Below are 12523 nucleotides of genomic sequence, written 5' to 3' on the forward strand. Positions count from 1 at the left end.
GGTTGTGTGTGTAAGATCAAGATTGTGCGTGGCGACAGGTAGCCGAAAACGTTGGAACCTTGGATGAGAGGTGAACGAAAGCAAAGCGCTATTTTTTAATTTCTAAATCGCATAAGCTGGGCTCTTACATAAGTTATTGATTTTTTTGGTTTTTAATCCCTTTCGTTTTTTCAGTACATTGCATTAGCTGTTGACAATTAACAAACACAACACTATCGTTGTGTTTATGCTGCCCAATTTAGTGACTTTACATGACGCGCCTTGGAGCGTGCTCCCTCCAGGTATCCACTGGGCGACCCTTGCCGAGGTTGAGGCAGCGTTTGCGACGAATGTATGTAGACGAAAGCTTTTTTCTGGTCTCTTGGGAGTATCTGAAGCGCTGGCACGTGCTGGATGCAGACGTTTATTTCTAGACGGTAGTTATGTCACTGGGAAGCCTAATCCGGGGGATTACGATGGATGTTGGGATCCGTGTGCCGTTGACCCTAGCTTACTAGACCCGGTTCTTCTTGATTTCTCAGAAATGCGAAGAAAACAAAAAGAAAAGTTTTTGGGAGAGGTGTTTCCTTTCTCTTTAGAAGCCGCGCCTGGTAAGACATTTATAGAATTTTTTCAGATAGAAAAACATTCTGGGGGTGGAAAAGGTATTGTCGCTATCGATTTAACTGCTGAATCCTTTAACGCTGTTGAAGGAGGATCGTCATGATTTGTAATGAAAGGCAATACAAAATCACCTCAAAGCAGCTTGAGGAGCTAAAATCTGCCTTGATCTCTTTAAATGGGGGAGAGGCTAGTGATTGGCTTGTCAACGCACAAAAGGCAGCTTTAGAGAGCCAGATATCTGATCTTGAATCTCAAGTTGCTGAGTATTCATTTCTGAAGCAAGGTGATTTAAGGCATTCTGAACATTCTGATTTAAGCAGTTTGCCTAGGGTGTTAATCCAAGCTCGAATAGCAAAAGGGCTGTCTCAGAAGTCTTTGGCAGATTTAGTCAAAGTTAAACCTCAGCAGATACAAAGATATGAGTCTTCAGAGTACATGGGAGCTAGCCTATCTAGGTTGATTGAAATTTCTCGGATATTGGATGTAAAGGTTTCTGAATCCTGGGGTGGATCTACGAATTCTAGTGGAAGTACTGTTTTCGTTTGGGAAAAAGAAGAGGATGTAGATTGGGCTGAATTTCCTGTAAAAGAAATGATAAAAAGAGGTTGGATCGAGCTTAAGCATAAGGCATCACCGGCTGAGGCAGTAAAGAATTTCTTTTTACGTGCAGCTGGAGGCCAGTATGCTACGGCTTTACATAGAAAAAAGTTTTACGGAGGAAATTCTCCAAAAGAGTATTCTCTACTTGCTTGGCAAGCAAGGGTGCTTGAGAAAGCCCGAGATGTTGCTTCCTCTGGAGATGTTGGTGATTTTTTCTTGAATGACAGTTGGGTAAGGGATCTCGCTTTACTCTCTGTTTCAGACAATGCTCTTGAAAATGTTAAAGATTTTTTAGCATCCAAAGGTGTCATACTTATAATTGAACCGCATCTGCAAGGCACATATTTAGACGGTGCCGCTATGATGCTGGATACTGGGCATCCAGTCATTGCGATTACGCTACGTCACGATAGATTAGATAATTTTTGGTTTGTGATTTTTCATGAGCTTGGCCACGTTTTTCTTCATCTTTACGATTCGTTAAATATGGATTTCTTTGACGAAGAAGATGGCAGTTATCATGATCCTCTTGAGGAGGAGGCTGACAAGTTTGCGTTGGATTCTCTGATCCCCCAGGATGCTTGGGATACGTGCTTGTCTAGGTTTTCAATGAGTCGACAATCAGTTTTAAAAGATGCAGAAAGGTTGAAGATTCATCCTAGTATTATTGCAGGGCGAATTCGAAAGGAGAAAAACAACTATACGATATTAACCGACTTGTTAGGGCATGGTGAGGTACGTACTATTCTCGGAGGAGATTGATGGAAAACCCTTTTCTGTACATGCCGGTAATTAAGTGGCGACAAGGTGAGTACCAAGCCTTGCTCAGATTGCATGAACCGGTTAAAGATCACGTCTTCCCGCTAATTGTAGTTCCGCCTGTTGAATATGATTTTGAGGAGAAGCGCCCTAAGAAAACAGTACAAGAGCATATTCAACCTTTTGCGAAACGCTTTATCAAAAAGTGGGGAGGCAGGAAGGCTTGCATCGATCTCCATGATAGCCTTGTTTCTGCTCGGATGCAGAATGCGAGCTTTGTTGTAAGCTATATTTTTGAAGAGCTAAGGCAGGAAGGGTGTGCTGCTATCCCCGTGATTAGGCTTTCTCATGACGTGAGCTTCCTCAGCGAGGTTAAGCACATTGTTTCTGTTGATGGAAAAGGAGTCGCATTATGTATCTCTCTTGATGATATTATGTCTCCAAAAATTGGTTCTTTGATTAAGTTAGTCATGTCAAGAGTAGACGTTGCCATTTCCAATGTTGACTTGATTGTTGATGTTGAAGACCCGGAATCCTTTCAACCCTATGATATTTTTGCTAAAGCATTGTCAAGTGCTATGAGGAATATCTCAGACTTAGTTGCGTTCAGGACTTTTTTTGTTGTTGGAACTTCTTTGAAACTATCTAACGTTCAGCGACCTGGCGGCGAGCCTACCCGACATGAATGGCTCTTTTATAAAGAGCTGGCTCGTGAGCTAAAAGACATTAGAATTCCTGAGTATGGGGATTATACTATCGAAACCCCTAATTTTATCGATCAGGATATGAGGTTTCTAAAGCCTGCTGGTAAGATTGTATATACGACAGATAGTACTTGGCTGGTGCCAAAAGGTAAAAATTTCAGAGAGGACAATGGTCAAATGGTTGGTCACTGCTCCTATATTGTTAACTCTGGTAAATATTGTGGGCCAAAATTTTCTCACGGAGATAAAAGGATATATGACACTTTACATAAAATTGAAGGCACTGGCAATCAGGGGACATGGAAAGGTGTGGGTGTAAATCACCATATTACATTTGTCATTAAACAGCTCTCCACGTTTCGCGTTTGTTGAACTTGTTTTTTATCCAAGCCACTAATTCTTCCATCTTTGCGCAGTTTGCTATTTCTTCATACAGTGCTTTTCTGTTCTTGTTGTTTAGATTGTTCTTCATTCCGTATTCCTGTAGAAGTTCTATGGCTTCTTTTTTCCAAAGTAAGTGTGCTAGTTCGACCATATCTACGCTTGGGTTTTTAGAAGACCGTCTTATGGTCTTGAACTTTACTCCTCCTCTAGGTCCTATTTCTACTTTTATAACTCCGCACCAATCTGGCGAGACGTTTAAGATTTCATCAATATGATTTGGGGCGGCAACAATGGTAAGTTTTTGGAGGCTTTTTCTATACTGGTCAAGTTGAGAGGTGAATCTTGAAAGATTGTCTTTCGAGCTCTTTATTTCATAGCCGTGTATGTCGCCATTGATAACAGCAATATCTATTCTATTCTTCCCATGAGCAAGGCCCAACTCATCCAAAACTATGGTCTGGGGGCAGCTGTGCTGAGGTTGCAATATTTTTTTATGCAATGCCTCTCTAATCAAGGCATCTGTAGATTGCATGAATTTTCTCTGCATGTTTATGCCCGCCTACTTCTCCATGCTATCAAGTTTACAAAAAGAGGTGTGATATCTCATAAAAACCTTCTATTATACCATAGCTTTTCTTCCTGCGTAAGAGGGGGGGAGGTCATTGTCTGCGCCATTTGGCAATTGCTGAGCTATGTTCGTTGGTTCTGTAACCTTTAATTCGCATCAATTTATATCTATTCAGCCACAGCAGAGAATGAGAGCTCTTCCGAGAAGAGCTACTCTTCCAGTGATCTGCTGCGTCAAAGGTACACGACCGGTACACACACCAGCTTCGTATGCTATCCTTAACTTTCGCTAAGCTACTGATTCCAAAGAACTGTACCTTCCGCTTGATTACGGTCACTTTTCCTTTTGTATCAGTGGCTTATTGTTTTAAAAGCCAACTCATAATCCCTTAGTCATAGGTTCAGAATTTATTGGACCCACCACCTTCCTCGAATTATTACTTGCCCCTTTCGTTGGCCGTCATTATGCGCATGCCTGCTCTTTCAGTCGCTGGGTGTACCAGTTTTCTTTACAGCTCGTCACTAGTAGCCGGCGCCTGGCGCGAGTCATCCCGACGTAAAGGAGGCGTGCTTCTTGAGCCAGCCTCTCCTCGTCGTTACTCAGCGCTCCGAGTCCACTCAATAGCACGGTGTCGAACTCCAACCCCTTGCTGCTTTGGCGGCTAAGAAGCACGACTTCATCGCTGTTTGGGTCGTAGCGATGCTTGTCGGCAGGTTGCTGAAGGCAACGGCTAGGGATGCCCGCTTTTTGAAGGGCCTTGTGGAAGTACTGTCCTTGAGTATTGGTGGTATACACCACCGCTATGCTGCTTAAGGGGCTACCTTGCTGCTGCCAAGCCTGGATACAGTGTACGAGATAACGGCTCTCCTGCTGGTCACTGTCGAAGTGGCGAAAGGCGGGCTTGGGGCCGCTGACACCGGCCACTTCTGGCGCAATCAATGGAACGTGATCCTCGTCGGTATCGTGTGCCTCGAGAAAATCCCGTGCGAAGTCGTAGGCAAATGTCAGTATTTCTCGGGTATTGCGATAGTTGAGCTTGAGAATGGTAGTGCGTCCACGTGCCTGAATGCCGGCCGAGGAGAGCGGGAATTTGAGTGAGCCCTTTTGGTAAATGGATTGAGCGTCGTCGTAGAGCAGCAGCAGCGAGTTGGTATCTGGATCGATCATCTGTACCACCAGCTTGAGCCAGGCCTGCTCGAAATCATGGCCTTCGTCAATCATCACCGCGCCATATTGCGCCCGCGGAATATGCGACTGATCGACGGCCTGTATGACGCTTTCCACTTGGCGCTCCCAAATGGGTTGATGACCCGGTAGCAGGTTGACGTGGTAGGTTTTGAGTTGCAGTCCGCACCACTCATGGAAATGGTGCACCTTGACCTTTTCGGAAAGCCCCTTGTCGGCAATGAAGCTGCGTAGTCGTGCCGCTAGGGTGATGTTGAAACAGAGCACCAAAATCGGCTTGCTCGTCGCTTGGGCTAGGTGAAGGCAGCGATAGCCGAGAATCAGTGTCTTGCCAGAGCCAGCCACGCCGTGGATCACTCGGTGGCCGTCCCCCATGCTGCGTGCCAGCTGCTCTTGGTGTAGGTCCATCACGCGAGTGATATCGGGTACGAGACTCACGGCTGACTCTTCTTTCTCGGCGCTATCACTCTCGAAGAAGTCCTGCGTGGGTGCATCGATACGAACTTCCGGAAATAGCTGCCAACGAATTCGGTCGATCTGCGGGACGCTAAGCTTCTCACCGAAGCGATACTCGAACATGTTCCAGAGTCGTTCCTGAAAGGCTTCGGGATCTGTGGTGGTCAGCATCTCGTCTTTACATATCACCAGGCGGCTTGGCAAGACAAGCGCTTGATCCTCCTCTGAAACGGCCTTATTCCACTGCAAACGAGTGATATTGGGAAAGACGACTCCAAAGCCGTAGGGGAAACACAATTTCCCACGATAGCGCTGACCCGCTTGAGTCAACTGTGGGTCGCGCTGTAGCTGGTTGATGGCGGAAAAGGCGCATTGGCGGGCCTGGGCGAGCGGATTGCTGATGGTCTTGCGACCTTGATGAGTGTCGATTTCAACACTGTCCGGCGTGATCGAACGCAGGGTGTCGACCTTCCAATCCTTGACTTCAAGAAACAGCAGACCTCGAGCAGGATGCAGGACGATGAAGTCGGGATAGCGGCGCTTTGCCCCTAACGGTATGTCGTACCAAACGAGATAGTCGTCTTCGAGCAGGCTGTCGAGTCGCTGTGCTACCCGGCGTTCACCGGGATTCATACGAGGAATGGTCGTCAGTGTTGGAATGAACCTGGCCATCGTCTCAAGGCTCCGTATCGAGCTGCCTACCCAGCTATTAAGTTTTATTTGTATGTCCATACTATCCGGCGCGGTGAGTACCTTCAATTAGAAAAATCTAAAAATCAGAGTGCCTTGCCTTTCGTGTTGTGATTGTGAATCAAAATTCGTATCATTCGCCTTACTATAACGATACATCTCCTCATACCCGTTGAGACTTCCTCATGCTCCGTAAAACTCTCCCGTTTTCCGTCGCTCCGTTGCCTGCTGCCGTTCGTCGTTCACTGGTGGTGTCGCTCGGTGGAATGCTGTGCGCTGCGCCGTTGGCCGCGCTGGCTCAAGAAGACACCATTGACACCGGTACCACCGTGGTCACCGCGACCGCGTTGAAGGTCGATACGCCGCTGGTGGAGACGCCGCGCCCGGTCTCTAGCGTTGATCGGGAAGAGCTGGAAACCCGCAACGTGCAGCAGCTGGATGAAACCTTCCGCTATCGTGCCGGTGTGCTGTCAGGCCACTATGGCAGTGACAACAATACGGATTGGTTCAAGGTGCGTGGTTTTGACCAGTCCACTTATCAGGATGGGTTGCGCATTTACCGTGAAGGCTTTTACCAGTGGCTGCCTGAGCCGTATGGCCTGGAGCGAGTTGAAGTCTTCAAAGGGCCTTCCTCGATTCTGTACGGCGAGGCGCCTCCCGGTGGTTTGATCAATGCGGTGAGCAAGCGCCCAACGGAGACGCCGCAGGGCGAGGTGAATTTCCAACTGGGCAACCGGAATCATCGCCAAGTAGGCGTCGATACCAGCGGGCCGTTGGGTGAGTCGGGTGACGTTCGCTATCGGTTGGTGGGCTTGTACAAAGAGCGCGATGGCGATCTCGACCACACGGACAACGAGCGCTATTACTTCGCGCCTAGCCTCGCCGTCGATATGAGCGACGATACGACCGTGACCTTCTTGGCCAGCGTGCAGAAAGACGATGGCGTGCCGGTCAACCCGTTCAAACTGCCCTACGGCACCGTGCAGGATACGCCGTTTGGCCGCGTCGACCCGCAAACCAACCTCAGCGAGCCGGGCTACGACCGTGATAACCGCACGCAGTGGGCGCTGGGTTACGAGCTGCGCCATGACCTCAACGATACGTGGCGGTTTGAACAAGATTTACGCTACAGCGAGCTAGACCTGGAGCTACGCAGCACCTATGCGTTCTTCATGTCGGACGCCCGTCGGGCAACGCGTGGCCATGTCTATCGCGATGGTTCTATCGACAGCTGGACGGTCGATAACCGCATGGTGGGTAACTGGTACACGGACCGCACCGAAAACACGCTGTTATTGGGTGTCGATTATCAGAACCTGGGGGTGAGTGGGCAAGAAGCCGACCCGTTCCCATTTGGTGATCCTATCGACGTGTTCGACCCTACCTACGGCAACTTCACGCCGGTGGGCGCGGATGATTTGTTGAGCCGCGAGATCGATAAAGAGCAGACCGGTTTGTATGCTCAAAACCAGCTGCGCATCGATGATCGCTGGGTGCTGCTTGGCGGTGTGCGTGTCGATCAGGCCGAAACCGAGAACCGCAATCTGACTTCCGGCGTCACGCAGCGCTCTGATGATGACCAGGTCTCTTGGTCGGGCGGTGCGATGTACTTGAGTGATCAAGGAATCAACCCGTACATCAGCTACACCGAGTCGTTCGATCCGGTGGGGCGTGTGGATGACGCCGGCGAGCTGTACGAGCCCCGTGAAGGCGAGCAGTGGGAAGCCGGTGTCAAAATCGCGCCGTTTGGCTGGGATGGCTACGTGACCGCGGCCGTGTTCGATCTGAAAGAGAACAATACGCTCGTGAGTTCTCCTGCCGGGTTCCAGGTTCAGGAGGGCGAGCGTACCTCTCAAGGGTTCGAGCTGGAAGGCGTTGGCTATCTTACCGATGCATTGAAAGTCACGGCGGCGTATACCTACACGGATTCGCGCTTGGAAGACGATCAGCGTGCGCCGTTGATCCCCCGCCACCAAGCCTCTACATGGCTGGATTACGCCTTTACCGGTGGAGCCTTACAAGGCGTGAGCTTGGGGGCAGGCGTTCGCTACGTGGGCAGTACGGTGGATACGAGCGTCGCGGATAACACCGCCATCGATAGTTATATGGTGGCGGATGCCATGGTCGGTTATGAGTTTGCCGACGGCTGGCAGGCGCAGGTCAACGTCAATAACTTGACCGATGAAGAGTATGTCGCCAGCTGTGAGTACTGGTGCTACTACGGCGAATCTCGCAGCATCATCGGCAGCGTGAAATACCGCTGGTAAGAGCGATCACTCGCACTCAGCTTTAACCCACAACGCCCGGCTTTAAGCCGGGCGTTGTTGTTCGTCTATGTACTACCCATTCACCATCGCGTGCCATACGATGCTTTCGGTGGGGCCTTGCTCAAGGTCGGCACAGGTGTCTACCCGCCATAGGGTGGTGGCTTGGCAGTGCACGGTCAGTTCACCTTGCCGCTGGTCGAGCCGCCACTGAAAGCGTATCTCTCGTGTTTGGTCGTCGCCGTGATCGCTGAGCAGAGCCAACGTGGGTTGTCCTGTCTCCGTGCTGAGCTGCGTCAACGCAGCGATTTCAGCACTCTGCTGTGCGGGAGTGAGCTGTGAGCCGCCACGGTAGCCGGGCAAAAAGCGCTGTTGGCGGGCTTCGGCCTGTAAGAAGGGCAGCGCTTGTTCTGGCGTAATACGCCCATATTTGCGCACGTTTGGCAGCACGATCACGCTGGCAGCGAGTCGACAGCCGCCGAGGTGGCTGCTCTCCCATACCTCGAACGGCAGCGGGTGCTCAGCTACCGTGCTGGCTAGCGCTTTGAACGTTTTATAACCGTACTTCGCGCAGCACTTATCTTTGGTGCCGTGGGTACAGCAAAGAACCAAATCATTGAGCATCGCTGGCTGCTCCCACTGGCTAAGGCGGCTGCCACTTTGAAAGGCGCTGAAGAACGCCTCTAATTCCCATCGTGCCACGCGAAAGCGGCGCCGCTCCGGCATCAGAAAGAGCTGATGCTGGTACTTTTCCATGCCCGGCTGTTGGATCAGGTTGATGCGTAGGCCATCGTCAGCCAGCGTATCTAGCGTTTGCTTCAATGAATCGCTCATATCGCTGGCGTGGCGCAGTTTGCGCTGCCACTTCGCGCGCGGCCAGCTGAGTAGTAAGTTGCGCTCGGCATGAGCGGCGCTACCGGCCAGCGGGTCGTGCTGTTCACGGCTTAAATCCGCGCAGAAGGTGTGGTTCATAGGGCTGCCTGTAACGTCGCCGAGGTGAAGGGCACGCACACTGGGCTGCCGCTAGCGGGGTCGCGCAGAATGTGAGCATCCAAGTCGAAGACGCGCTTTAGGTTGGCCGCGGTGAACACATCGCTTGGCGTGCCGCTGATGACGATTTGCCCGTCGCGCATCATGACTAGATGGTCGGCGTAAGCGGCGGCGAGATTCAAGTCGTGCAGTACCAGTAGCAGCGTGCGGCCATGGTCGTGGGCCAGCCGAGATAGCAGCGCCAACAGCTCTACCTGCACCTTCAAATCTAAAAAGGTGGTGGGTTCATCCAGCAAAATCAAATCGGTCTGCTGGGCGAGCACCATCGCGATCCAGCAGCGCTGGCGCTGGCCGCCAGAAAGCGCTTCCACATCCCGGTCGGCAAACTCGGTCACGTGCATATAGGCCATGGCTTCCGCGATGGCGCTGGCATCCTGCTGCGGGTCTTTTTTCCACAACCCTTGGTGGGGGAAGCGCCCCATCCCCACCAGCTGTTTTACGCTCAACCCTTCGGGAGCGGTGGGGCCTTGCGGCAAAATGCCCAGCCGCTGCGCCACTTCTCGGGTGTTACTGCGGTGAATGTCCTTTCCATCGAGATAGACATGCCCACCGCTGGGCGTCAGCGTGCGCGCCAAAGTTTTCAGCAGGGTCGATTTGCCGCTGCCATTGGGACCCAGTAGCACGGTGAGTTGGCCTTCCGCCACGGTCAAGTCCACCCCCTGCAGAATGCGCTTGGTGTCGTAGCCCGCGTGCAGGCCGTTAGCGGTGAGTCGTGATGCAGGGTGGGAATAGGCGGGCATAAGGTAGGCTCAGGCAAGCTCAGTCACGAAATCAGGGCAGCCAGCACCCTAAGACAAAATATTCTCATTTTCAATGTTGTTCTTGTGGCTGCCTCATGTCGAGGTAGTTCGTTAGTTCGAACGGTTCGTTCGCAAAGGTAGACCTGCTTGGCTCTTTATGGATAATATAATCATTATCATTTAGATGCGCATTGTCATTTCAGTGCGCGCTAACGTGATAGTCAACAAGGGCTCATCAACACGACGCAACACACACAACGCAAGGGAGCAGACATGCAAACGATGAAACACGCCGCTTTCTGGCCAACGGTCACCTTGGCAGGATTAGTGGCGGCCACTCAGGCCAATGCCCAGCAAGAGGCAACTGACGTGGGGCAGGCGCTCAACGAGTCATCACCCACCATGGTCGTGACGGCGACGCGTAGCCGCAGCGAAGAGGGTCAAACCCCGCAGCGGGTGACAGTGATCACCCGTGAGCAGATCGAACAGCAGCTCGCCATCACCGACGACCCTGGCCAGGTCTTGAGCAACTTGATTCCCTCCTTTTCTCCTAGCCGTCAGAAGCTGTCCAACGCCGGGGAGACGCTGCGCGGGCGCGATGCGCTGTTCCTAATCGATGGCGTGCCTCAGTCCAATCCGCTGCGCGATAGCTCTCGTGACAGTTACACCATCGACCTCTCCATGGTCGAGCGGATTGAAGTGATTCACGGGGCCAGCGCCGAGCATGGCTTGGGGGCCACCGGCGGTTTGATCAACTTCGTCACCCGTCGGGCCGAAGGGGGCGGTATTAGCCAAAGCGCAGGCATTAGCGTCACCATTGACGACGACCTGCACTCGGAAGGCCTGGGCAACAAGCTCAACTATCGCATTAGCGGTCAGCAGGGCGACTGGGATTTCGTGGCCTCGGCCACCCGCCAGGAGCGGGGCGTGTTTTACGATGGCGGCGACCGCCGCGTGGGCATTGCCTACCCCGGCGAGCTGCAAAACTCCGAAAGTTACGACCTGTTCGGCAAGTTAGGCTACTGGATCGACGACAATCAGAATATCGAGCTGTCGCTCAATCATTTCGATTTGGAAGAGGGCGACGACTACGTGCCCGTGGTGGGCAACCGGGATGCGGGCATTCCCACTAGCGCCGAGCGGGGCACACCCGATGGCGCCCCGGGCTTCAATGAAGTGACCACGGCTCGCTTGGCCTACTCCCACGCGGATTGGTACGGCAACGCGGTCGATGCTCAGGTGTACCGCCAGCGCTTCCGGGCACGCTTTGCCACTACGCCGTTCTTCCCTTACCTGGACGGCAACGGCAATACCCAGTACGACCAAACCCGTAACGAGTCCGATAAGCAGGGGGCCAAGTTCACCCTGAACCGCCAGGGTATGCTGGACGACCGGCTCGGTGTGACAGTGGGGCTCGACATCCTCGAGGATGAAACCCGCCAAATGCTGGTAGAGACCGGGCGCACCTACGTACCGGAAAGCCGCTACAGCAACATTGCGCCGTTCCTGCAGGGGCAGTTCAAGATCGCCGACCCGCTCACGCTGCATGCCGGGGTTCGCCATGAACATGCGGAGCTTGAAGTGGATGCCTACGAGACGATTGATCGTAGCAACGTCACTCAAGACAACGTCGCGGTAGGAGGCGGCAACCCCAGTTTCGATGAAACGCTCTATAACGTGGGGTTGACGTACCAAGCCACGGAGTGGGCGCAGCTGTACGCCAGTTACTCGGAAGGCTTTGGCATGCCGGACGTGGGCCGCGTGCTGCGGGGCATCAGCGAACCGGGCCAGGATGTCGATACGCTGCTCCAACTTCAGCCTATCGTCACCGATAACCGCGAGATTGGCGCGCGTTTCGACTGGGAGCGTTACGGCCTGGAAGTGAGCTACTACGAGTCGAACTCTGATTTTGGCCAGCGCTTGGCCGAGCAGAACGGTACGTGGGTGGGTAGTCGGGAAAAAACCGAAATCCAAGGGGTGGAAGTGACTGGCAACATGCAGGTCAATGACCAGCATGATCTGTCGCTCTCCTATGCCCATACCGAAGGTAAGTCGGACCAAGACGGCGATGGCAGCGTGGATACCAAACTCACCGGGATCAACATCGCGCCCGATACGCTCAAGTTGGGCTGGAGCGCCGTGTGGAACGACCGTCTCTCGACGCGCCTACAGGGCCGCTACTACTTCGACCGCAGCGTCGATAACCCGGCGCTCGACTTCGATGGCTACGGTTTGGTGGATGCCTCGCTGGCCTACCAGCTCCCTACGGGGCAGCTATCGCTGGGTATTGAGAACCTGACCGACGAAGACTACCTCACCTACTACTCTCAAGCCGCTCGCATCAGCGATGAGTACTACTTCACCGGCCGTGGGCGCACGTTCACGGTGGGGTATCAGCTGGATTTTTAAGGCTCCGGCATCTTGTTTTTAGTGCTGTCTAACGTCTGGCCACTCCTTCGATGGAAGGGGTGGCTAGCCGTCAACCAACTGAACGTGCATGAAGGAAAATGTTTCGTTCAA

Annotated in this window: 9 protein-coding genes; 5 read left to right on the forward strand and 4 right to left on the reverse strand. The window is 52.6% G+C overall.

Annotated features, from left to right (window positions below):
* Positions 1 to 190 precede the first annotated feature (190 nt).
* The 3 genes from MHM85_RS05570 to MHM85_RS05580 are packed head-to-tail and all read left to right on the forward strand — an operon-like array spanning position 191 to position 3038.
* A complete protein-coding gene (locus MHM85_RS05570) occupies positions 191 to 706 on the forward strand; it encodes a hypothetical protein (RefSeq protein ID WP_239285418.1) in 516 nt (171 codons plus the stop codon).
* The gene (locus MHM85_RS05575; protein ID WP_239285416.1) at positions 703 to 1965 is read left to right on the forward strand and encodes an XRE family transcriptional regulator; all 1263 of its coding nucleotides are present in this window, start codon (positions 703 to 705) and stop codon (positions 1963 to 1965) included. Before MHM85_RS05570 ends, MHM85_RS05575 begins: the two co-directional genes overlap by 4 nt.
* Positions 1965 to 3038, forward strand: a complete 1074-nt coding sequence (locus tag MHM85_RS05580; RefSeq protein ID WP_239285414.1) for a beta family protein — start codon at positions 1965 to 1967, stop codon at positions 3036 to 3038. Before MHM85_RS05575 ends, MHM85_RS05580 begins: the two co-directional genes overlap by 1 nt.
* Here MHM85_RS05580 and MHM85_RS05585 read toward each other — a convergent pair.
* Positions 3007 to 3582: a sce7726 family protein gene (locus MHM85_RS05585; RefSeq protein WP_239285412.1), complete on the reverse strand. Its 576-nt coding sequence runs from the start codon at positions 3580 to 3582 to the stop codon at positions 3007 to 3009. The genes MHM85_RS05580 and MHM85_RS05585 overlap by 32 nt on opposite strands.
* Positions 3583 to 4080: 498 nt before the next feature.
* On the reverse strand, positions 4081 to 5931 hold the full coding sequence (locus MHM85_RS05590) for a 3'-5' exonuclease (RefSeq protein WP_219861509.1): 1851 nt from the start codon (positions 5929 to 5931) through the stop codon (positions 4081 to 4083).
* Between the two features lie 203 nt (positions 5932 to 6134).
* Between MHM85_RS05590 and MHM85_RS05595 the strand changes: the two genes are divergently transcribed.
* Positions 6135 to 8216, forward strand: coding sequence for a TonB-dependent siderophore receptor (locus MHM85_RS05595; protein ID WP_239285410.1), 2082 nt, complete (start codon positions 6135 to 6137; stop codon positions 8214 to 8216).
* A 72-nt stretch (positions 8217 to 8288) separates the two neighbouring features.
* Here MHM85_RS05595 and MHM85_RS05600 read toward each other — a convergent pair whose 3' ends face one another.
* Together MHM85_RS05600 and MHM85_RS05605 are read right to left on the reverse strand one after the other, a co-directional pair.
* Positions 8289 to 9185, reverse strand: coding sequence for a sucrase ferredoxin (locus tag MHM85_RS05600; RefSeq protein ID WP_219861504.1), 897 nt, complete (start codon positions 9183 to 9185; stop codon positions 8289 to 8291).
* Complete coding sequence (locus MHM85_RS05605; RefSeq protein ID WP_219861501.1) at positions 9182 to 10003, reverse strand: ABC transporter ATP-binding protein; 822 nt, start codon at positions 10001 to 10003, stop codon at positions 9182 to 9184. The genes MHM85_RS05600 and MHM85_RS05605 overlap by 4 nt, the downstream gene beginning before the upstream one ends.
* A gap of 273 nt (positions 10004 to 10276) precedes the next feature.
* Here MHM85_RS05605 and MHM85_RS05610 point away from each other — a divergent pair, with 273 nt between their 5' ends.
* Complete coding sequence (locus tag MHM85_RS05610; protein ID WP_153842627.1) at positions 10277 to 12412, forward strand: TonB-dependent receptor; 2136 nt, start codon at positions 10277 to 10279, stop codon at positions 12410 to 12412.
* The last annotated feature ends 111 nt before the right edge of the window (positions 12413 to 12523 follow it).

It is taken from the genome of Halomonas sp. McD50-4 (assembly GCF_022348135.1).
Lineage (GTDB): Bacteria > Pseudomonadota > Gammaproteobacteria > Pseudomonadales > Halomonadaceae > Vreelandella > Vreelandella piezotolerans.